This window comes from Sutcliffiella horikoshii (assembly GCF_019931755.1).
Lineage (GTDB): Bacteria > Bacillota > Bacilli > Bacillales > Bacillaceae_I > Sutcliffiella_A > Sutcliffiella_A horikoshii_E.
Map to the genome: position 1 here is coordinate 1,411,670 of NZ_CP082918.1, position 21,132 is coordinate 1,432,801.

Sequence of the window (21,132 nt, forward strand, 5' to 3'; positions counted from 1 at the left end):
GCGTTATCTACGTAACCTAAATGTTATTCTACTGTTCTTTAAAACTAGTAGAACCATGTTATGATTAGAACACTGAGTCAAATACATAGGAGGTATTTAGTATGAAAAAGAGCATGGTTTCTTTAGTAACGGCAGCGGCCCTTGCAGGTACGTTTAGTTTAGGTGCAAATGCCTCTGCTGCAGAAGTTACGGTAAAGAAAGGCGACACGCTTTGGGACATTGCTAAAGCGAACAATATATCAGTAGAAGAAATTAAAGAGTGGAACGGTTTATCAAATGACGTTATCTACCCACAAGATCAATTGAAAGTAGCATTGTCTGAACGCTACAAAATTGAAAAAGGTGACACGCTATGGGGAATCTCTCAGAACTATGAAGGTGTTACGTATCAAAAATTAGCAGAATGGAATTCTATTTCAAACCCTGATTTAATTTATGCAGGGGACGAGCTGGTTATCTATGTTGATGGAAATCCAGTTCCTGTAGAAGCTCCTGTTAAGGAAGAAGCACCAGCTGAAGAGCCTGTAACAGAAGAGCCAGCAGAAGAAGCACCGGCTGAAGAACCTGTAACAGAGGAACCAGCAGAAGAAGCACCGGCTGAGGAGCCTGTAACAGAAGAGCCAGCAGAAGAAGCACCAGCTGAGGAGCCTGTAACAGAGGAGCCAGCGGAAGAAGCACCAGCTGAGGAGCCTGTAACAGAAGCACCAGCAGAAGAAGCACCAGCTGAAGAGCCAGCAGAAGAAGAAACAGCTGCTGACCAAGAAGTAGCGCAAGAATTAACGATGACAGCTACTGCTTATACAGCAAGTTGTGAAGGATGTTCTGGTATCACTGCAACAGGAATCAACCTGTTGGAAAACCCAGATATGAAAGTTATTTCAGTTGACCCAGATGTTATTCCTTTAGGATCTAAAGTTTGGGTTGAAGGTTATGGCGAGGCAATTGCTGGAGATACTGGTGGAGCAATCAAAGGAAATAAAATTGATATCTTCATTCCGGAAAAGCAGGATGCTATTAACTATGGTGTACAAGAAGTTCAAGTAAAAGTTTATAAGTAATAGATAGTAAGGGGCTGCTCGATGTCATCGGGTGGCCTCTTTTTCTATTGTTAATTTAAAGCGGTTGATTTCCGTTCCAGGCGCTTCGCTTGCCTGCGGGCGTTCCGTGAGCCTCCTCACTCCGCTTCAGGGGTCTCACCTGTCCCTTCCTCCCGCGGGCGTCTGCGCGCCTTCCACTCCAATCAACTGGTATTCTGCCTTACAATAAAATTAATCTTCCCTCTTGATAGATTTTTAGGTAAAATATGAGAATATTTCCAAATTTCAAGTGGGGAGAGGTATTAATCATGATTAGGAGATTGACAGAAACGGATCACGAAAAATGTTTTGATTTTCTAAGTGAACAACCTGCAGAAAATTTGTTTATCATTGGAGACATAGAGGCTTATGGTTATGAAAAGGACTTCCAGAAACTTTGGGGGGAATTTAACGAAGAAGGCGAACTTATAGCGGTTCTTCTAAAATATGAAGAAAATTATATTCCATATGCAAAAGGAGCATTTGATGCAGAAGGTTTTGCAAATATCATGTTGAGTGATCCTAAATTTAGTATGATGTCAGGTTTAAAGGGTGTTACTGCAAAAGTTGAACCTTTTGTCATGCACCGACTAAAAAGGAAAAGACAGACCTATTATGCGAAGTGCACTGCCTTATCACATGATTTAGCTGCTACTGTTGATACTTCAAAAGTCCTTCAGGCCACGCCAAAAGATGCAGACAGACTTGTTCAGTTACTACATTCCATTCCTGAATTCAGTGATTCCATCATTACCGTGGAAAGAAAAAAGCGTGTGTTAGAGGAAGGTGTTTCTCGCTCCTACTTTGTGGAAGAGGATGGTGAAATGGTTTCCACTGCCTCAACTACCGCAGAAAACACGGTATCTGCCATGGTAGTGGGCGTGGCGACACTTGAGAATTTTAAAAAGAAAGGCTACGCAACGCAATGCATGGTCAAACTGTGTAATCAACTTCTTAAAGAAGGAAAAGAGCTGTGTTTGTTTTATGACAATCCAAGTGCAGGAGTAATCTATAAGCGGATAGGTTTTCAGGATATTGGATTCTGGATGATGTATTCATTTCATAGAGAAGAGAAAGTGTAGGAGCTCCCAACTTTTATTTAACGTTTTACCCAGTCGCTGAAGTGGAATAAGGTAATAGGTACTTATCATATAAACGAGGCGATTGGATGAATTTAAAAGAGGAAGCGCGATATTGGAAGGAACAGATCGATTTAAGTAAGGTATGGGCGCCTGGTCTGCTTATCCTTGCGGGGATAGTTCTCATGATTTCCGCGACGGCTTTGTTCCTTGAATTAGCAGAGGATGTGTGGGAGCAGGAAAAGTTTACATTTGACCATGTCATCATGGATTATATTGAGTCGATAGAAAGCGAAACATTGACTAACACCCTAAGGTTGTTAACGGAAACGGGTTCTGTATGGTGGATAACTGCTGCGAGCATGCTTACGGTGTTATTCCTTTGGTTGAAAAAAAGAGATGTTCTCGGCGTTGTGTTTTTCATTCTTGCCATCGCTGGTGGGGGATTGTTTATCTTTGTCTTGAAGTATTTTTTTCAGCGCGAACGGCCTACAATGGCTCCGGAATACGACGGGAATGGATACAGTTTCCCGAGCGGGCATGCGTTGGGAAGTTTCATCTTATACGGTTTCATCATTTATCTGATTGGCAGAGAGAAGCGTTTCTTTAAAACGAGAATGCTGGCAATCGGGCTATTGGCCACCCTTATCATCCTTGTTGGTGTTAGCAGGGTCTATCTCCAGGTACATTATCCAAGTGACATATTGGCAGGCTATGCAGTCGGATTGATCTGGCTGATATGCTGCATATTCTCAATGGAAATGATGAAGGTTTACCGGGATAAGGATAAGCGGGCCCATCTCACTAATCTTATTTATCATCGGAAATGAAATAGAACGGTCCCATAAGGGCCGTTCTATTTCATTTGTTCCTCTACTTCTTTATTGAATCTGTCTCTCACTTCATCAACATCAGTTGTATCATATTCCTCATGTAACAAAGGTTGGAGTTTTTCCATCACCATTGTTTGCTCGTATAAGTCTCTATCATAATCATGGTTTAATTCTTCAAGCGTCAAACCTAATGCTTCCGCATAGGCTTTATGCTGGGGAACATCACTCTGATCTGGTCCTTTCGTTATCCAATTATCTAGTTCTTCTTCTGTAACGGTCACATTGTATTTAGTTTTTGCTACGCTCATAAATGTTTCGTAATACTTGTGGTTATATTCCGCTTCTTCCAAGGCTTCCTCTTTGGTGAGGTCTCTTTTATTCATTAGCCTCTCATCGCCAATGGCACGAATCACCCATTTTTCCAACTCTTTGTTTTCTATTTCCATTTCTTTTGCGCGATCTACGATATATTCCATAATGAATTTATATTCTTCATATGAAAGTTCACTTCCTGCAAACAATCCGTCTAACGGGCCTGCCTCATTTGCCTCATTTGTCTCTTTTTGTTCCTGACATGCTGTTAACAATGTTAAAGTACAGACGATAATAAAGGTAATAAGTTTTTTATTCATCATTTCTCACCTATGGCTTTTTCTTTTATCGTACCAATAAACGGGGAAGAGGGCAAAGCAAAGGGTTAGATAGAGCAAGACAGATCGGGAGTGAGTACTTTGTTAAAATTCATCTCTACTTTTATGCTGGTGGCTATTATTGGTGTGATTGGTTATCATTTTTATGATTATGTCGATGGGGGTTCCTTATTTTCTTCCACGACACTTGCAAGTGTACAGGAAATAGAGCATCAAGAGTTTGAAGATGCAGTTCTTTATCAGGAAAACAGGGAAGTCAGCACTTTAGAAGTCTTAGCAGAACAACATAAATATTTGAATGATGTAACTGGATGGGGCGGGGCGGACACAGTCGATCTCCGTAACTTGAAAACATCTGATGATTGGAAAGAACTGAAAGCCAGCGTGAACTGGATGAAAACAGAGGGATTTGCTCCATCCAAAGTGTGGAATGATATGGAAAATGCCAATGGCCTTATCATGCTTGTGGAAAGAAACGATGACAGAATGGCGTTAAAATACTTACACCGGATCTTTCATGATCTGGACGTATCCCTCAATGAAGTAACCAAAGAAGAAGGCGAAACAAATGTATGGGGTGTCACCCATGCTCTCGGCAATAACCGTGAAATTAGAAGAATAAATAACTACTTGAAAAAGAACTTTTAAGCGGATGCTATTTCCGCTTATTTTTTTGCAAAAAATTCAAAAAATTTGCTGAAACTTAAAGGGAATTTGTCCGTATCTGTAGAAATAGTAAGTGTTGTGAATGGAGAGAAGGAGGAATCCGTCGTGAAAATCACAGAATTTATGGGTAATAAAGTATGCACACTGATGATGGAGTCAGAAGGACATAAAGTGAAGATTGAGTTTATGTATTCCGAAATGCATCCAGAAATTCTTGACTACAGTTTCCGAATTAATGGTAATCCTTCCTTGCAAACTAGAAATATTGTCAATGATCTTGCGGAAAAAAAAATGCAGGATTTATTTTATCAATTAACTCAAAATGTCCTCTAGATGACTCTATTGTAGAGTCTCTTTTTTTTGTAACACCGCTGTTGATTTCCGCAAATGGCTTCGCTTTCCGCGGGGCGACCTTGAGCCTCCTCACTTCGTTGCGGGGTCTCAACATTGTCGCTACTCCCCCGCTGGAGTCTTCGCCTTTTGCTCCAATCAACAGCTATGAATCACTATTTCTTTTAAGTTAAAAGTAATAATAATCATTGTCCCACTTAACTGAATAATGAGATAATGTAGTGGATATGCAAAGGGGGATTTGTGATGACAATTACGGTGGATATGATTGATAGATGGGATGGAGAGGATGGTTTAAAGCGGTATCGCGAAGAGTTTTACATAAAAGAAGGATCCATTTACATGGATGGGAATTCGCTTGGGCTTTTGTCTAAAAGGGCGGAATCATCCCTTCTAAGCTTATTGGATTCTTGGAAAAACCATGGTATAGATGGTTGGACAAGCGGGGAGGAGCCGTGGTTTTATTTTGCGGAAAAACTTGGGGAGTTGAGCGCGCCGCTTGTAGGTGCGAAAAAGGAAGAAGTGATGGTCACAGGTTCTACCACCGGTAACCTTCATCAATTGCTTGCAACTTTTTACGCTCCAACAGGAAAACGGACCAAAATTGTGGCAGATGAGTTGAACTTTCCTTCTGATATATATGCGATTCAAAGCATCCTAAAACTTAAAGGTTTTAATCCGGAAGAACAGCTTATTAGAGTGAAGAGCAGGGATGGACATACCATTTGTGAAGAGGATATTATACGAGAGCTAAATGAAGAAGTAGCCATACTTATTTTGCCTACCGTCCTATATAGGAGCGGTCAGTTATTTGATATTGAAAAGATCACAAAGGCAGCTCATGAAAAGGGAGTTATTGTCGGGTGGGATGGATGCCACTCCGTGGGTGCCATTCCGCATGAATTCCATCAATGGGAAGTGGACTTTGCTTATTGGTGTAACTATAAATACTTAAATTCAGGCCCAGGAGGAGTAGGGGCATTGTTTGTCCATGAAAAACACTTTGATAAAACACCTGGGTTAACTGGCTGGTTTGGTTCGGACAAGCAAAAGCAATTTGATATGGAGCATACGTTTACACCTGCTGCTACAAGTGGAGCGTATCAGATTGGGACACCGCATATCTTCAGTATGGCTCCGTTGCTTGGTTCTTTAAAGATGTTTGAAGAAATTGGGATGAAGAAAATCAGGGACAAATCACTCCATCAAACGAGAGTGATGATGGACCTAATCGAGCAAGAGCTTTCGGGATATGGATTCAAAATGACCAATCCAATGGATGATGTTTGCCGTGGAGGTCATGTGAGTTTAGAACATCCAGAAGCTGCACGAATATGTAAATCATTGAAGGAGTTCGGAGTGGTGCCGGATTTCCGTAAGCCGAATATCATCAGGCTGGCTCCAGTTGCTCTGTATTCTACTTATAAAGATGTGTATGAAACCATACAGATACTAAGAAATATTATGAATGAAAAACATTATGAAAAATACTCCAATGAACGGGAAGTAGTTGCTTAAGGAGGCAATGCGATGAGAATGTATGATATATCAAGGCCGCTTAGTGAGAACACACCAACTTGGCCTGGGGATACTCCCTTTCACTATCAGGTAAACTGGTCCAAGCAGCATACTGGATCGGTTAATGTTGGCAGCGTAAAAATGAGTGTGCATACAGCAACACATGTAGATGCCCCATTTCATTTTGATGACAAGGGAAAGCGGATGGATGAATTGGACCTTTCTGTTTTCAAGGGGCCAGCCGTCGTAGTGGATGTGAAAGGGCATCATATAATTGAACGGAAGCATGTAGAAGAAGTTATAGGTCGACATCATGGAAAACGAATTCTCTTTAGAACGGATGCATGGGAGAAGGAAGGAGAGTTTCCTGAACGAATCCCAACATTGTCTTTTGAGGTGGTCGAGTTGTTAAGGGAGTTGGAAGTACCTCTAATTGGTGTGGACCTTCCAAGTGTAGATGTTTTGGATAGTAAAGAGCTAACCATCCATCATAGTTTGCACCAAGCCAACATTTCCATTTTAGAAGGAATTGATTTAAGAGAAATGAAAGAAGGAGAGTACGAGCTGATTGCCCTGCCTTTGAAAATCGAGGGTGCTGATGGGAGTCCGGTGCGAGCAGTTCTTATAGAAAATAGTTGAATAGAAATTTGCTTTCCATCCTTTGTTTTCATACAATAGACATTAATCTATTATGGTGAGGTACAAAGATGAAAAAATGGCAAAAAACCAGTTTAGTTACTTTAGGGATTGTTGTTGGTGTAGCAGCTGCAGCCTGTCTCTTTCTAATTGCAACACCTTATAAATTAATCAATGAAGAGAGTATGGAATCAACTGAAGATGTAATGGTGAAAGAAAACAGTGGCTGGATATCCTTCTTTCCAACTGAAGAGAATGATGAAGCAGGCATCATCTTCTATCCTGGTGGAAGAGTGGAGGCTGCCGCATATGCTCCATTAGGCAAGATGTTGGCAGAAGAAGGGGTTCCTTTTGTTATCGCGAAGATGCCTCTGCATCTTGCAGTGCTAAATTCAGATAAAGCGGATAAAATCATTAAGAAGTATGACGATCGGGAGTGGGTGATAGCTGGTCACTCTCTCGGCGGGGCAATGGCAGCCAAATATGTGAAAAAAAACCCTGATAAGGTCACAGGCTTGATCTTAATGGCAGCATACCCTTCAGAAGATGATGATTTGACTTCATTTAAGGGAGACGTCATCACTTTTGAAGCACAGCTTGATGGTGTTATTGATGAGGAAAAATTAACAAAAGCTGATTCCCGTCTTCCATCTCAGATGTATACCTTTATCATTCAAGGCGGCAATCATTCACAGTTCGGCGATTACGGTCTCCAAAAAGGAGATAATGAAGCAAGCATCCCAAAAGAAGAACAATGGGAACGAATAGTACAAGGAATAGTGAGGAGCTTCTAAAGCTCCTCACTATTTATTTTTATAGAATAAGGTAGCATATAGTACTGTTGATTTCCGTTCCAGGCGCTTCGCTTGCCTGCGGGCGGTCCGTGAGTCTCCTCAGGCTTCGCCTTCCGGGGTCTCACCTGTCCCTTCCTCCCGCGGGCGTCTGCGCGCCTTCCACTACAATCAACAAGATGGCTTCATTCATTTAAGGGTTTATGAAATGCCATCTAACTGAGTTAACTGAATAAGGATTAACGTAACTATACGTAATTTTCAGCTGTGGATTGGAGCAAATGGTGTAGACTCCAGCGGGGGAGTTTCGGTAGGTTGAGACCCCGCAACGAAGTGAGGAGGCTCAAACACCGTCCCGCGGAAAGCGAAGCCATTTGCGGAAAGGAACAGCGGCGATTAACCACTAACTAAAGTTTTATGCTAAAGAAGGAACAGGCGGTTTAATAAATTTAACTAGTTGATAATCCCCGTGCCAGTAATCTCCACTTTTACATTCGGTTCAATTTCAATTGTCGGGTACACTTCCCGCCATTTCATAGCTTTCCATGTTTTATTGTGATGAGCTTTAATTTGCTGTCCAATTTTTAATACATCACTATTAGCATCTTGAATGATCTTTATTACTTCTTCAGACTGAGTGGTTAAATATTGTGCTGCTTTTTCCTCGAGCACCTTTACCTTTTGTTTACTCACTAAATGATTCTTCGGATACTCTGCAATAGCACCAGTTACTTTCATATCTATCTTTACTTGTATATCGGTAGGGGAGTTTACCGTTGTAGTTATTTTACTTTTAGCTTTAGAGATACTTAATGTCATATAACGATTCTGTGGATTTTCCTCTTCTGGATGAACCATCATATTTACTTGCGCAACTTTCGCTTTTTTATTTGCAAGCATAAGTAAGGTAGTAGAATGTTCAGCGTCAAGTGTAACGCCTGTATAGGTTCTGTCACTGATTAATCCCATTCCCACTACTTCAATATCATTCGTTTCAATCATTTTAATTACAGGAAGGGAAAAGTCTGCACTTGGATCAAACATGATGGGACAGACAGTTTGGACGGTCTCATTTTCAATGATGGTATTGTCCTCTGCCGTTACCAATAGATCTGAAATGGCTTCTGTTAATAACGTTTCTTTGATTGTTTTCATGTGTATGATGTCTTCTGCTTTTCCTTCCACGATGGCAAGCTTCGCACCAAGGGGAGCCTTAGGATCGCGATATAAAATATCAAGGATGGAATAGATATCTTTTTGGGCAAGTTCTTCTCCCATTAAGTACATCCTCATTTTACTTGGCGAAAATTCTCCAGGAATCCGTCTGTCTAAATTTAACCTTGTATCCCTTAGTGTGATTCCCTTGCCTTCTACCACTCCAACGGTAGCTTGCCCGGGTTGTCCGCCCACACTTAACTTTTCAGATTCACGAATGGCAACATGAGAGATGATTTCATCGCCTTCCCCTGCGTCGAATGCGACAGTAAACACTAATTTTAAGTCTTTTAATAATCGCTGATCCCAGCAACCTGTCAAAAGTATCAGTGTTAATAAAACACAAACTATATTCCAAAGGTTACGACGACTCATAATTTTTCCCCCTCTGCAATTTTTTCTTAGCCAAAGCAACCATTAAAAACAAAACTGGAAGCAAGAAGACGAAGATAAACACGATGTATTGAAAAACATTATCGATGTCTTCTATTAAAAATTTATTTTGCAGAAAAAAACCTGAAATGAAAATCGGTAATACAATTACTGGTACAAATGGAGCGTGAGATTGTGTATGAAACAATTCCTTCAAACCCTTGCTTGCTTGATACAAGTAAATGATGAAAGAGTTCGTCATTGGAATTACCCAGATGGACAAGAAGATAAGATCAAGCCTTTCGATCACTTCAAATGAAATAGCCTTTAGCATGTAAAGGACAGGTTCTGGGACGAGTGTCATCTCTTCAGGGCTGAAAATGATTAAACTAGTAAATACAAGAAAACTATAAATGAGCACTGTTGATATATTGGCAAAGGTAAGCGTTTTAGCTGTTTTTTGTTTGTTTTTTATCATAGGGTAGATCAATAAAATAAGTTCAAAACCTGTCAAGGCGATTAATACATCCTTAATTGCCAGAAATATATTCTTAAATCCACTTTGACCTATAGGTAAAATGTACGCTATATTTGCATCTCGATAGACAGTTGCTACAAGCAGAATGAAGAAAACAATGACTCCAGTGGATAATCCAAAGAACCGAGCGATGATTAAGATATTGTCTGTTGCCAAATAGACAGCGACAATAATGATTAATAAATAGAGGATCCAAAAAGGCGTGAGGGGGAGAATCCATTTGTTAATCAATCCTGTTTGTAAGACAGCTACAAGGCCGGCAATCGCCGTAAAATACAGGGTATAAGAAAGAATAAGGAGACTACCTAAATATTTGCCGAACAGATGTCGTAATAATTGAAAAAAGTTCTTCTCAGGAAAGCACCTTGATAATGTTAAAGAAATCATCATCCAGAGCTGAATGACAAAACCTGCTAAAAGTGTAGATATCCAGCCATCCCCTTTGGCTGTGCTATGGACAGCAAAAGGTAAGGAAAGTATGCCAACCCCAATTTGGGCTTGAATGATAAGATAAAACAATTGACCTTGACTGATACTTACTGCACTGCCCTTTTGCATAGTAAAACTCCTTATTATACCTTCTTTTTCTTCTTTTGTGGCATGGTATCACTGGGTCTCTTACTGAATAACGGCAATGGGACCCTTATTAATGTGTCTTTCATTTCTGCCCATCTTAAAGTAGAGAATGGAGCGAAATATGGGGTGCCAAAGGACTCAAGCTTACAAAGGTGAATAAGCAGGAACATAAAAAAGAAACTCATTCCGATTAACCCAAACATGGCTGCCATAATCATAAACGGAAAGCCCAATAGACGGATGGAGGAGCCCATTTCGGTAATAGGAACGATAAAGGAAGAAATTGCTGTAATGGCTACAACAATAATCATCGTGTTGGATACTAGGTTTGCCTCAACCACCGCCGTCCCAATAACCAAACCTCCAACCACCCCGATCGTTTGCGCGATCCTGCTCGGCAGCCTGATGGATGCTTCTCTTAAAATCTCTAAAGTGATTTGCATGCCTAATGCCTCAATCAGGGGGGGATACGGAACGTTCTCCAAGGAAGATTTGATGGAGAAGACGATTTCCGTAGGCAAGATTTCAAAATGAAAGGATACAATGGCTATGTATAATGCAGGCAGAGCGATTGATATCAAAAATCCCAATATCCTCAGAAAACGGATAAAGGAACCAAAATACCACCTGCTGTTATAGTCATCAGGTGATTGATAAAAGGTAAAAAAAGTGGTAGGGGCAATTAACGCACCGGGGCTGCTTTCCGTCATAATAGCTATTCTTCCATCCATTAAATTGGCGACAGTACGGTCGGCTCTTTCGGTGCTAAGCATGGTTGGGAAAATGGAAGAGTTCTCGCTTACAAATTCCTCAATATAGCCTGGAGCCAATACAAAATCAATATTTATTTCTGATAGCTTTTTTTCTATAAGTGCCACTGTTTTTTTATTGGCGATATGATCAAGGTAGATTAAGCCAACCTTTGTATGAGAGTCATTGCCGATGGAAAAGTACTTTACCTTCAAGTTTGGATTGTGGATACGTTTTCTTATTAAAGAAATATTAGTAGACAGCGATTCAACAAAACCATCATGTGCTCCACGAATAATTCCTTCTGTCTCAGGTTCTTTGACTTTTCTATCATTCGAAAACGGTACGTCAAATACATACGCAAGATCACAATCTTTGCTGAGAACGATACAACTACCTTCTAGTAGGCTTTGTGTAATTTCTTTCAAACTGTTTGTTTCTTTTACTAGTGGAAGAGATCGTTTTTCATCCCTGTAGCTGATTCTACTTTCTTTAAGGGGTTCTAAAATTCTTTCTTGAACGAGCTTTTTATCTATGATTGTTTCAATATAAACGATATAAGCTTCCTCATCTTGCAGGTGAAGATACTCCATGATGAAATCCTCAGAATGGACGAACCTTTCCCTTAAATGAAGAAGGTTTTCTTCGAGCTTTGTGGTTAAAGTGAGCGGATCATTTTTCGTCATGGTATTCTTCACCACCTTTAAAACTTATATCTTTCGGTTTACTATATTTTCCTATGTCAACGTGGTAATTATGCATAGTAGATGAAGTTCTTTTGTTATACTTAAGGAAAATGAGATTTCAGGGGTTATATAATGAAGAAATTGTCCGTATCAGTTAGAAAACTTGTAGAATTTGTCATGATGGGAGGAAGCATCGACTCTCGATTTACAGGCTCCAATGTTATGCAAGAGGGCACAAGGACCCATCAACGATTGCAAGCCGAGAGAGGAGACAATTATGAAAAGGAAGTATATCTTTCCATCGAAATGCAAGTAGATGACTATGAGCTACATATAGAAGGAAGATGTGATGGAGTCTATCGGAATGAAAATCAAGTCATCATAGAGGAAATAAAAACAACAGCAAGGGACTTGGACTCTGTCACGGAAGAGGATTATAAAACATACTGGGCACAGTTGCAAATGTATGCCTATATTTATTGCCTGAAAAATGAACTAGATAAAATAACGGTTCACATGGTATATGCAAAAAGGGAGAACAAGGACGAAAAGACTTTTGAGAAGCATTATGAGTTTAATGAACTGCATGTGTTTGTGGAGGAAATTGCAAAAGAGTACCTTTGTTTCCAAGAGCAATTATGGAAACTGAAGCAAGCAAGAACGGATAGCATTTCCAACCTTAAGTTTCCGTATGAGTCTTACCGAACCGGTCAAAGAGACCTGGCAAAAGCCGTCTATAAAACGATACGCGAAGAAAAGAGGGTATTTGCAAAAGCGGCAACAGGGATCGGTAAAACCATTGCCACTATTTTTCCATCGGTTCTCTCCCTGCAGGAGGGAAAGCAAGAGAAAATAATGTATCTGACAGCCAAGACAGTCACAAAAATGGTGGCAGAAGATTCATTTAGGCTACTTATTGAAAAAGGATTAGAGATTAAAGCCGTTACAATCACTGCAAAGGAAAAAATCTGTTTTCAAGAAGAGACCATTTGTCAAAAGGAATTCTGTCCTTTTGCAGATGGTTATTATGACCGGCTTAAAGAAGGAATTAAAGATATCCTTGAGAACGAACGGATGATGGATAGGAGAATCATTGAGTTATATGCAAAGAAACATCAACTCTGTCCTTTTGAGTTTTCGCTTGACCTTGCGATGTTTGCCGATGTGGTGATTTGTGACTATAACTACTTTTTTGATCCAAAGGTGCGGCTTCAACGTTGGGGTGATTTTCATAAGGAGACGATCCTTTTGATTGATGAAGCGCATAACCTTGTGGACCGATCTCGGGAGATGTTATCTGCTTCCTTGTCAAAATCAGTTTTTTTACAGGCTTCCAGAGAAATAAAGGGACTGGAGCCGGAGTTGTACTTGAAGCTCAAAGCGGTTAATGACATATTATTGCAATGGAAAAAGGAATTGCTGGCGTTAAATGAATTTGTGTTTGATGACAAGCCTTCACACTTAATAGAAGTACTGGAGGCAGCTGTGGAAGGTTGTGAACAGTGGTTAATACGGAATCCGTCAGGGATGGCTCACCAAGAGATATTGGAAGCCTATTTTGCAGGACAAGATTTCTTAAGAATAGCAAAAGTCTATAACAAGCGATATAAAACCATCGTGACGATCTATAAGAGTGAAGTCACGGTTAAGCTTGCTTGTATGGACACTTCGGAGGCTATCAAAGAATCGACAAGCAAGGCGGTTGCAACAGTGTTCTTCTCTGCCACTCTTCATCCCTTGGGCTACTTTCAAACTGTTTTGGGCGGGGAGGAGCATGATTATTATATATCGATCAATACACCATTTCACCCTGATCAAATTAAGGTTTATGCCAAAAGTATCTCTACAAAGTATCAAGATAGACAAAATTCCATTCAACCGATTGCAGAGGTGATCAAAGAGGTGTTTCATTCAGAGAAAGGGAATTTTCTCGTGTTTTTCCCTTCTTATGAGTACTTATCTTTGGTCTTTGAAGCGTATGAGAAGTTTGCTTTGGAGGACTCCATTGAAACACTCGTGCAGCAGCCTGTCATGACAGAAACGGAACGGGAGCTGTTCCTTGAGAGATTCGATCCTGACAGGGAAGGGACCTTTATAGCATTTGCGGTACTGGGAGGAATTTTCTCTGAAGGAATCGACCTGAAAGGAGACCGTTTGAACGGAGTTGGAATTATTGGGGTAGGTTTGCCACGAATCTCTCTTGAAAGAAATGTAATGAAGGAGCATTTTCAAAAGCAAGGTCAGAACGGATTTGATTTTGCTTATGTCTATCCAGGTATGAATAAGGTGCAGCAAGCAGGAGGACGGTTAATTCGAAGTGAACAAGATACTGGTTTCCTTTTGCTAGTAGATGATCGTTATTTCTACCCTAAATATAGAGATCTTCTTCCACCTGAGTGGCAACATTTCAAAAGGAAATAAACTTAAAGAATAATTTACATTAGCTTTATCCTGTATCAATATTTTTTGGGTATATTCTAAGTAATTAGGATAATAAACCAAAACCTTACCTTTTAAACTGTAGCCTATGAAAGGGAAGTGACTAATAATGAGCAGGAAACTCCAACAAGCGTTAGAGCAGCAACGTGAGTATTATATAAACAAACTTCTTCTAATCGGTGTGTATGATTCACTTGTGTTGGATGGGATGACGACGACTGAGTTGAAGACGGAGTACAATTATTTCTTTTATGATGTACCAAGTAAAAAGGTCAGCACGATAAAGAAGGCATAACCCATACGATTGGGTTATGCCTTTTCGCCTCTTAGGCTGTATTGTTTTGTTTTTTCCTTTTCTTCTTGTGATTCAATATGGAGTGTTCTTGTTGGGAAGGCAACGACTACGTCTTCTTCCTCTAAAATTTCCATGATTTTAAAGTTGATGTCCTCTTTTACCTCTAAATACTCGCCCCACATAACTGATTTGGTAAAGAAATAGAGGAATATATCCAGGCTGCTGGCTCCAAAACTATCAAAACGGACTAGAATCGTTTCTTGGTCAATCGCTTCATGGTTCCGCAGCATGTTTTCCATTCTACGAACCACTCTTTCTAAACTTGTACGGCTCGTATCATATTGCACGCCAAGTTTAAAGGTGACTTGACGTTTCCCCATTTTGGACCAGTTTGTGATAGGTTCATTTGATAAAGTGGCATTAGGGACTGTAACTACAGCTTGAGCAAAGGTTCTCACTTGTGTACTGCGGAATGAGATATCCTCTACGACTCCTTCTACACTTGGTGTCTTAATCCAATCTCCCATTGTAAAAGGCTTTTCCGTTACAATGATAAATCCACCTAATAAGTTTTTAATAGACTCTTGTGCGGCCAATGCAAAGGCAAGTCCGCCAAGACCCAGACCTGCTACAATAGCGCCAACATCATATTCCCAAACTTCTAAAACAATGCTGAATACTAATGCGATAAGGATAAATCGCAATACCTTCGTTACAAACGGCATGACGATTTTGTCTACTTCAAATTCTAATCTAGTGGAAAGGTTGGTAAATAGATTAGAAGAATAAGGGATAAAATTGAATATCCCCCAACCAAATAAGGCAATAATGGAAGATCGCATCAGTTTGGTTAATGTTTCTGCTTCCATTAAAGTAAATGGGGCTGTTTTCAATGCAAAGAATATACCAAGTATTACAAAGAACATTCTTACCGGTTTATCAAAGGCAAGTACAATATAAGTGAAAAGATCTGTAGGTGTTTTTTTAGAAACGGCTAATATTCCTTTAAAGAAGTACTTGGTAAACAGTTTTCTCCATAAAAGGAACAACAGGAGGATAAGTACGGAAACTCCCATATCAATCCAGAAATTCATATCCGTCCAATAGTCTGCAGTCCAGACATTGGTGAACCAATCAATTGTTTTATTCACAGGCACAAACCTCCTTAGGGTGGGTGCATCCATTATTTAAGGGACTCTATCATAAATCACTATATTACTACGAAGTATGGCAGATTTCAACGACTAGCCTAAGTGCAGGAATGGTCAGAATAATTAATATTTTTATAGAATTACAAATTAAATAGTGGTAGTATTTTACTATATTGAAAGTGTTTCGGATTTCGTTGGATTACTGGAGGGGGAAGTCATGGGGGTATTTTGGAAAATAACGAAGTCATTTCTGTTCTTTTTATTTATTGCTGTTTTACTAATCTTGGCCGTCTTGTTTCCGAGGCAGCCTGATATTGATGTTCAAGGAAGGGCTCAAACGCTGGAATACGGCTATGAATTTTCCTGGGCAGCATATCACCACAATATCTCTTTATTCCTTAAAGATGTAAAAGAAAATAACACATTAGGTATGACCAGGTATAATAAACCAGCTGAAGAGGAACTATGGCCACATTTAGGGAGAAGTCTGAAAGTAATATTTGCCGCATGTGCCATCACAATTATCTTTGGAATATTAAAGGGAATTTTCGATTTTTATGACCGTAATAATGGGTGGAATATTTTTGGGAAAGGGTTAACGTGGCTCATCCAATCTATTCCCGATTTCTTTTTGATTCTTTGCTTGCAATGGGTGATTATTTTTCATTTACCTTTTATTAAATTGTTTGGCCATTCCCATTGGTTCAGTTTCTTGATTGCAGGGTTACTGGTTGCATTGTATCCTATGCTTTATGTTGCACGAATCACTTCTGCAACGCTTGGAAACGAAAAAGGGAAACCATATATCCAAGTAGCCCGTTCTAAGGGGTTGTCAAAAGAAAAAGTGTTATGGAAGCATATGCTTAAAAATAGTCTCTATCCGATCATGTCCAACCTTCCGGCGGTCATGCTCTACTTATTATCCAATCTTCTAATCGTAGAATGGTTTCTGGATTACAGGGGAGCGGCCTATAGAATGTTTCAGGCACTTGATGTCAAAAGCTCTTTATCGGGAAGTATGCGTTATGTGAATGAATCTGGCCTTATTATCGGGTTCGGATTAAGTTTTATGGTAATTGTATTCGCCGCGCAGGTCCTTTCCATTATATTTATGAAGAAACTTGAACCAAGGTAGGTGATCGGAAACGATGAAACGGAATTGGACGTTGATTTTAGGAAGCAGCTTTTTTACTATATTGGTCTTGATTACGCTAGTAGGACCTTACCTTCCTTTTATAGATAATGTACTAGAATCAAAGCGGATAATTTTCACGGACTCTGGAGTGTTAACCGCACCATATGAGCCTTCAAGCGATTTTCTTTTAGGTTCAGATAAAGAGGGAAGAGACCTATTAAGCATTATAGTGGTCGGGGCAAGAGAAACTCTCGGATTAATATTAGCCGTTGCAGTATTACGTTATGTAATAGCAATACTCTTGGCCGTACTGTCGGTAAATAAAAAAGGCCCATTCCACTGGATCCTTCAAGGGTGGAACCAAATATTTTCTGCATTGCCGGTCATTTTTTCAGCCATTATCCTTTTGAGCTTACCTATCATCTTTTTTCATGAACACCGCTTCTTCTGGGCAATCGTAATCTTGGCAGCGATTGAAGTGGGAAGGGTGGGGACGATTTTACAAAGTCATTTTAATATGATTAAGAAGACACCTTATGTGGAAGCTGGCATTACTGTCGGCGTATCTCCTTTCACTCTTTTTACTACGTATTATTTGCCAAATGCTTTGCCTGACTTGGTGGTTCAATTCTTCCTTGATATGGGGAGGATAGCGTTGTTAATTGGACAACTTGGTATTTTTAGTATTTTTATTACTCAGCAGTTTGTTCAGTTAAGCTATGGTTCCGGGATTATTGAAAACACAAGTTTGAATTGGGCGACGATGCTTGGTCAGGCAAGAGGGGATTTGTTGCGTGCGTTCTGGATTCCATTCTTCCCTGCCCTGGCGCTTGCTTTTACAGTTTTGACATTTAATGTTCTAGGTGAAGGGTTGCGCAAACACTTCCACCGGTTAGAAGCATAGTACTTAGATTTCTAGCTGTTGATTGGAGCAAAAGGAGAAGACTCCTGAGGGAGATAGTGCTAGGTGGAGACCCCGCAGGCGAAGCCGAGGAGGCTCCAGCAGCGCCCCTAGGAAAGCGAAGCCATTTGCGGAAATCAACAGCGGTGTCCTATAAATATTAAGCTTGTCGAAAGTTCTCGACAGGCTTTTTTATATTCTTTAAAATAGGAGAAGTGTGCATTTACAATTGTTAGGGGTTAAGTTATGAATAAGACTAAGATCAATCAATTGATTCCGGGAATATTACTTGTCCTAATTATTTCGGTAGCAGCCAAACTATTAGGGGGATTTTTCCCATCAATCGGTGGCGTACTATTCGCCTTACTAATCGGGATCATAATCCGGAACAGTTTCGAACTTAATGAAAAATATAATCTAGGAATAGCAGTGGTTGTGAAAAAGTGGCTTAAGATGGCGATTATCCTTTTAGGTGCCACTTTAAGTTTTGGAAATATCCTTGATATTGGGGCTCAATCCATTTTCGTAATTCTTTTAGTGGTTACAGGAGGGATAACAGTCACATTATTGGTGGGTAAACTGATGAAAATTGATAAAATGTTATCCTTATTGATTGGTGTTGGGACCAGTATTTGTGGTGCCACAGCCATTTCTGTTGTAAAAGGTGTTGTGCAAGCAAAGGAAGCGATCGTGGCTTATGCCATTTCTACCATCTTCTTCTTTAATATCTTGGCAACGTTCCTTTATCCTGTACTTGGTCAGTGGCTTCAGTTATCCGTTACTCAAATGGGGATTTGGGCAGGTACATCAATTCATGATACTTCATCTGTAGTGGCGGTAGGATACTTGCTTGGAGATGAGGTAGGGGAAGTTGCTACAACAGTCAAACTTGTTCGTACTCTGTTTATCTTGCCTCTTGTACTTGCCATTTCATTTATTATGGTTCGCAGAAATGACAGTACACAAAGTTTGAAAGGGGCCTTTCCGGTTTTTATCTTGGGCTTTTTATTCATGAGCGGAATGTATTCAACCGGTATCATCTCAGAAGCAATCAGCGGGTATATGGGGTCTATCGCCAAATTTCTGATTGTCATGGTCATGGCAGGCGTCGGTCTTCAGGTTAGATGGAAGAGTATTCGCATTTTAGGAATGAAGCCTTTTATAGCTGGTTTTATTGCTTCTGTGTTTGTGGGAGTAACCAGTCTATTGTTCATCCTATATATTTTGTAACCTCTATTATGAAATGGCATCCTTTTTATCTAATAAATCTGCGGTCTGTTCCAACAGTTTAGTTCTTAATGAAGCCAGATAGAACGGAGAAAGCATGGATGTTATATCCTGCCAGGACTCAAGTGATGGACGGAAAACAATCAGTTTAGATACATGCAATGTTTTTTTTCCTAAAAAAAGTCTATATCTTCGGCTATCTTCTGGCTCTGTTTCATCTAAAAATTCAATAATGATGCTGTCATCTAATTCAATGATGGGATGGACAACGGCAAAGGCTTGCACGACAATCACCTTTTCCTTTTTTAGTGTCCATCCTTTCCATTATTCAACCCTGTTATACATGCTGTAACTCTTAGTGACCACTAGATTTATGCAAACCTTTTAGAGAAGATAGCACGTTTTGAAATGGTTGTGTTGTTTTACTTGCTTCGAACTCTTGAAAAGGATCACCAAGTTTCTTTAACCTTTCCTGAACCGTGAATAGTGTAAATTCTTCTGGCCGTAAATCTTCTTTAACTTCCTTCCAATACAATGGTGTGGCGACTGTTGGGACATCATTCCCTCTTAATGAATAAGGAGCAATAATTGTTTTGCCTTCTGCGTGCTGCACATAATCCACATACACTCTATTTCCTCTATGTTTTTTTAGCCGTTCCACTGTAAAGAGAGCAGGCTCTTTTGACACTAAATAATGTGCAATGAACTCAGTGAATTGCCTAGTTTCCTGATAAGTAAATTGTCCTTCCGGTAAAGGGATATATACTTGAAGCCCTTTTCTTCCCGACGTTTTAATGAAAGAGTGAAGTCCAAGTTGATCGAAAACGTCCTTCATCATCAAGGCACCTGTTATTGCGATGGAAAAGTCCTCTTTGGTAGGAGGATCAAGATCAAAAACAATTTCACTCGGCTCAGTTGTAAGAACCGTTTGAAATGGGACGTGAAATTCCAATGCAAGCTGATTGCCAAGCCAAATTAAGGTTTCCATATTGTTGCATAAAATAAAGTTAATATCTTGCTCAACATGAGTCTCTACAAATGAAGGGGCATAATCAGGACAATTCTTTTGATAAAAACTTTCCCCAGACATACCATGTGGAAAACGGATGACTGTGATCGCTCTGTTTTTTAAAAAAGGAAGCAAATAAGGAGAGCTATAAGAAAGAAAATCGACAAAGGCCTGTTTTGTCACCAATGGTTCTTCCCAAAGCGGTTTGTCCGGGTTGGTGATGGAAACAGAAGCAGGGAGGGCTGGTTTTGATAAGTTATCCGCAGTACATTCCTTTACATCGACATCAAAGCGAAAACGCTTAAATTCTGGGTGTCTAAGCTGATTTTGATATATTTCTAAATAAAATATCTCTACGCAGATCCCTGGCTTTACATAAACAAATTTCTCATCCTCTCTGTAACTGTTTTGTTTGATGACTCCAATTAATGCAGATCTCTCTTCAGATGTTAGCCCATGTGAAAACAGACCAAGGTCCTCCACTGATCTATCTTTGAATACACCTATATGAAAATAACCATTATCCTTTTGATAAGCAGTGATAAAACATGTTACCGTTTGATAGTTTTTTACTTTAATCCAATCTGTTATACGCTTGCCTTTGCTGTATGTACTGTTGATTTTTTTTGCAATTAATCCTTCGCCATGCTCCTGTTTGATTTGGGCCCACAATTCCTCAGAGTCGGTGGAAAAAGGAACGTATTGAAGTCTTGAACTGTTTTTTACAACAGGTGAAAGTGGTAAGCCACTTTGTTCAAAAAGCCGTAAAAGTCTTTTCTTTCGATCTGAAAATTTTGCTGACAGCAAAGCTTCTCCTTTAAGTTCCAGTAAATCAAAGGCTAAAAGTGTGGCGGTGTGCTCTTTGGATAGCGTGTTGATTTTTTCTTTCGTTTTCGTTCTTCCCCGTTTTTGTATCATCTGAAAATTTCCTTTTAGCGGAGAAGTTAAAACAACAAGTTCACAGTCTATTGTTACAGGAAGCATTTGTTTCCAAGCCTTGTTAAGGGTTAATTCGCTTAAGAAACGGACAATTTCGGGGAAGGAGGTGGAAAGTTCCGTTCCGCCTCTGCTTTGGAGACTAATGTGGTTGGTGTTTAAGGAGGCAATGCATCGAAAGCCATCATACTTGACCTCATATACCCAATCATTCCCTTGAGGGGCATTTCGGTGAAGTGTGGGAAGCATTGGTTTGATCATGATAATAACTCCTTTCATATCGATCATTCGTTAGTCAGAAG

At 39.9% G+C, this 21,132-nt stretch carries 20 protein-coding genes; 13 read left to right on the top strand and 7 right to left on the bottom strand.

What is annotated here, in order from left to right; genetic code table 11:
• Nucleotides 1-101: 101 nt before the first annotated feature.
• The 3 genes from K7887_RS07275 to K7887_RS07285 all read left to right on the top strand — a co-directional run bounded on the left by K7887_RS07275 (nt 102) and on the right by K7887_RS07285 (nt 2,985).
• Nucleotides 102-1,058, top strand: a complete 957-nt coding sequence (locus K7887_RS07275; protein WP_223492875.1) for a 3D domain-containing protein — start codon at nt 102-104, stop codon at nt 1,056-1,058.
• Between the two features lie 287 nt (nt 1,059-1,345).
• Complete coding sequence (locus tag K7887_RS07280; RefSeq protein WP_223492876.1) at nt 1,346-2,158, top strand: GNAT family N-acetyltransferase; 813 nt, start codon at nt 1,346-1,348, stop codon at nt 2,156-2,158.
• An 86-nt stretch (nt 2,159-2,244) separates the two neighbouring features.
• Nucleotides 2,245-2,985 (top strand): phosphatase PAP2 family protein, encoded by a 741-nt coding sequence (locus tag K7887_RS07285; RefSeq protein WP_223492877.1) that lies wholly within the window; start codon nt 2,245-2,247, stop codon nt 2,983-2,985.
• Nucleotides 2,986-3,011: 26 nt separating this feature from the next.
• On the opposite strand, the gene K7887_RS07290 is transcribed toward K7887_RS07285, so the two are convergent.
• Entirely contained in the window at nt 3,012-3,620 is a 609-nt protein-coding gene (locus tag K7887_RS07290; protein WP_223492878.1) for a hypothetical protein, read from the bottom strand.
• A 99-nt stretch (nt 3,621-3,719) separates the two neighbouring features.
• Here K7887_RS07290 and K7887_RS07295 point away from each other — a divergent pair, with 99 nt between their 5' ends.
• From K7887_RS07295 to K7887_RS07315, 5 genes are all read left to right on the top strand, one after another.
• The gene (locus K7887_RS07295; RefSeq protein WP_223492879.1) at nt 3,720-4,286 is read left to right on the top strand and encodes a hypothetical protein; all 567 of its coding nucleotides are present in this window, start codon (nt 3,720-3,722) and stop codon (nt 4,284-4,286) included.
• A 123-nt stretch (nt 4,287-4,409) separates the two neighbouring features.
• Nucleotides 4,410-4,637 (top strand): hypothetical protein, encoded by a 228-nt coding sequence (locus K7887_RS07300; RefSeq protein WP_148986912.1) that lies wholly within the window; start codon nt 4,410-4,412, stop codon nt 4,635-4,637.
• 264 nt (nt 4,638-4,901) lie between these two features.
• Nucleotides 4,902-6,173: a kynureninase gene (gene kynU, locus K7887_RS07305; RefSeq protein WP_223492880.1), complete on the top strand. Its 1,272-nt coding sequence runs from the start codon at nt 4,902-4,904 to the stop codon at nt 6,171-6,173.
• A 12-nt stretch (nt 6,174-6,185) separates the two neighbouring features.
• Nucleotides 6,186-6,812, top strand: a complete 627-nt coding sequence (kynB, locus tag K7887_RS07310; protein WP_223492881.1) for an arylformamidase — start codon at nt 6,186-6,188, stop codon at nt 6,810-6,812.
• A gap of 68 nt (nt 6,813-6,880) precedes the next feature.
• Entirely contained in the window at nt 6,881-7,603 is a 723-nt protein-coding gene (locus K7887_RS07315) for an alpha/beta fold hydrolase (RefSeq protein WP_223492882.1), read from the top strand.
• Between the two features lie 450 nt (nt 7,604-8,053).
• Here K7887_RS07315 and K7887_RS07320 read toward each other — a convergent pair whose 3' ends face one another.
• The 3 genes from K7887_RS07320 to K7887_RS07330 are packed head-to-tail and all read right to left on the bottom strand — an operon-like array spanning nt 8,054 to nt 11,737.
• Nucleotides 8,054-9,190, bottom strand: a complete 1,137-nt coding sequence (locus K7887_RS07320) for a Ger(x)C family spore germination protein (RefSeq protein WP_223492883.1) — start codon at nt 9,188-9,190, stop codon at nt 8,054-8,056.
• Entirely contained in the window at nt 9,177-10,283 is a 1,107-nt protein-coding gene (locus K7887_RS07325) for a GerAB/ArcD/ProY family transporter (protein ID WP_223492884.1), read from the bottom strand. Before K7887_RS07325 ends, K7887_RS07320 begins: the two co-directional genes overlap by 14 nt.
• A gap of 14 nt (nt 10,284-10,297) precedes the next feature.
• Nucleotides 10,298-11,737, bottom strand: a complete 1,440-nt coding sequence (locus K7887_RS07330; RefSeq protein ID WP_223492885.1) for a spore germination protein — start codon at nt 11,735-11,737, stop codon at nt 10,298-10,300.
• A 132-nt stretch (nt 11,738-11,869) separates the two neighbouring features.
• On the opposite strand from K7887_RS07330, the gene K7887_RS07335 reads away from it, so the two are divergent.
• Both K7887_RS07335 and K7887_RS07340 read left to right on the top strand, forming a co-directional pair.
• Nucleotides 11,870-14,158, top strand: a complete 2,289-nt coding sequence (locus K7887_RS07335) for an ATP-dependent DNA helicase (protein WP_223492886.1) — start codon at nt 11,870-11,872, stop codon at nt 14,156-14,158.
• 127 nt (nt 14,159-14,285) lie between these two features.
• Nucleotides 14,286-14,471, top strand: coding sequence for a stress protein (locus K7887_RS07340; protein WP_223492887.1), 186 nt, complete (start codon nt 14,286-14,288; stop codon nt 14,469-14,471).
• A 14-nt stretch (nt 14,472-14,485) separates the two neighbouring features.
• On the opposite strand, the gene K7887_RS07345 is transcribed toward K7887_RS07340, so the two are convergent.
• Nucleotides 14,486-15,622 (bottom strand): mechanosensitive ion channel family protein, encoded by a 1,137-nt coding sequence (locus tag K7887_RS07345; RefSeq protein WP_223492888.1) that lies wholly within the window; start codon nt 15,620-15,622, stop codon nt 14,486-14,488.
• A 217-nt stretch (nt 15,623-15,839) separates the two neighbouring features.
• Between K7887_RS07345 and K7887_RS07350 the strand changes: the two genes are divergently transcribed.
• The 3 genes from K7887_RS07350 to K7887_RS07360 all read left to right on the top strand — a co-directional run bounded on the left by K7887_RS07350 (nt 15,840) and on the right by K7887_RS07360 (nt 18,888).
• Nucleotides 15,840-16,757 (top strand): ABC transporter permease subunit, encoded by a 918-nt coding sequence (locus K7887_RS07350; RefSeq protein WP_223492889.1) that lies wholly within the window; start codon nt 15,840-15,842, stop codon nt 16,755-16,757.
• 13 nt (nt 16,758-16,770) lie between these two features.
• Nucleotides 16,771-17,661, top strand: a complete 891-nt coding sequence (locus tag K7887_RS07355; RefSeq protein ID WP_223492890.1) for an ABC transporter permease — start codon at nt 16,771-16,773, stop codon at nt 17,659-17,661.
• A 243-nt stretch (nt 17,662-17,904) separates the two neighbouring features.
• Complete coding sequence (locus K7887_RS07360; RefSeq protein ID WP_223492891.1) at nt 17,905-18,888, top strand: YeiH family protein; 984 nt, start codon at nt 17,905-17,907, stop codon at nt 18,886-18,888.
• Nucleotides 18,889-18,894: 6 nt separating this feature from the next.
• Here K7887_RS07360 and K7887_RS07365 read toward each other — a convergent pair whose 3' ends face one another.
• Complete coding sequence (locus K7887_RS07365) at nt 18,895-19,179, bottom strand: hypothetical protein (RefSeq protein WP_223492892.1); 285 nt, start codon at nt 19,177-19,179, stop codon at nt 18,895-18,897.
• A gap of 61 nt (nt 19,180-19,240) precedes the next feature.
• Entirely contained in the window at nt 19,241-21,091 is a 1,851-nt protein-coding gene (locus tag K7887_RS07370; protein WP_223492893.1) for a DNA ligase D, read from the bottom strand.
• Nucleotides 21,092-21,132: the final 41 nt, after the last annotated feature.

Excerpts from the sequence above, each read along its gene's own strand:
- K7887_RS07275 (WP_223492875.1), top strand. The coding sequence starts at position 102 with ATGAAAAAGAGCATGGTTTCTTTAGTAACGGCAGCGGCCCTTGCAGGT.
- K7887_RS07280 (WP_223492876.1), top strand. The coding sequence starts at position 1,346 with ATGATTAGGAGATTGACAGAAACGGATCACGAAAAATGTTTTGATTTT.
- K7887_RS07285 (WP_223492877.1), top strand. The coding sequence starts at position 2,245 with ATGAATTTAAAAGAGGAAGCGCGATATTGGAAGGAACAGATCGATTTA.
- K7887_RS07290 (WP_223492878.1), bottom strand. The coding sequence starts at position 3,620 with ATGAATAAAAAACTTATTACCTTTATTATCGTCTGTACTTTAACATTG.
- kynU (WP_223492880.1), top strand. The coding sequence starts at position 4,902 with ATGACAATTACGGTGGATATGATTGATAGATGGGATGGAGAGGATGGT.
- kynB (WP_223492881.1), top strand. The coding sequence starts at position 6,186 with ATGAGAATGTATGATATATCAAGGCCGCTTAGTGAGAACACACCAACT.
- K7887_RS07315 (WP_223492882.1), top strand. The coding sequence starts at position 6,881 with ATGAAAAAATGGCAAAAAACCAGTTTAGTTACTTTAGGGATTGTTGTT.
- K7887_RS07320 (WP_223492883.1), bottom strand. The coding sequence starts at position 9,190 with ATGAGTCGTCGTAACCTTTGGAATATAGTTTGTGTTTTATTAACACTG.
- K7887_RS07325 (WP_223492884.1), bottom strand. The coding sequence starts at position 10,283 with ATGCAAAAGGGCAGTGCAGTAAGTATCAGTCAAGGTCAATTGTTTTAT.
- K7887_RS07330 (WP_223492885.1), bottom strand. The coding sequence starts at position 11,737 with ATGACGAAAAATGATCCGCTCACTTTAACCACAAAGCTCGAAGAAAAC.
- K7887_RS07335 (WP_223492886.1), top strand. The coding sequence starts at position 11,870 with ATGAAGAAATTGTCCGTATCAGTTAGAAAACTTGTAGAATTTGTCATG.
- K7887_RS07340 (WP_223492887.1), top strand. The coding sequence starts at position 14,286 with ATGAGCAGGAAACTCCAACAAGCGTTAGAGCAGCAACGTGAGTATTAT.
- K7887_RS07350 (WP_223492889.1), top strand. The coding sequence starts at position 15,840 with ATGGGGGTATTTTGGAAAATAACGAAGTCATTTCTGTTCTTTTTATTT.
- K7887_RS07355 (WP_223492890.1), top strand. The coding sequence starts at position 16,771 with ATGAAACGGAATTGGACGTTGATTTTAGGAAGCAGCTTTTTTACTATA.
- K7887_RS07360 (WP_223492891.1), top strand. The coding sequence starts at position 17,905 with ATGAATAAGACTAAGATCAATCAATTGATTCCGGGAATATTACTTGTC.
- K7887_RS07370 (WP_223492893.1), bottom strand. The coding sequence starts at position 21,091 with ATGATCAAACCAATGCTTCCCACACTTCACCGAAATGCCCCTCAAGGG.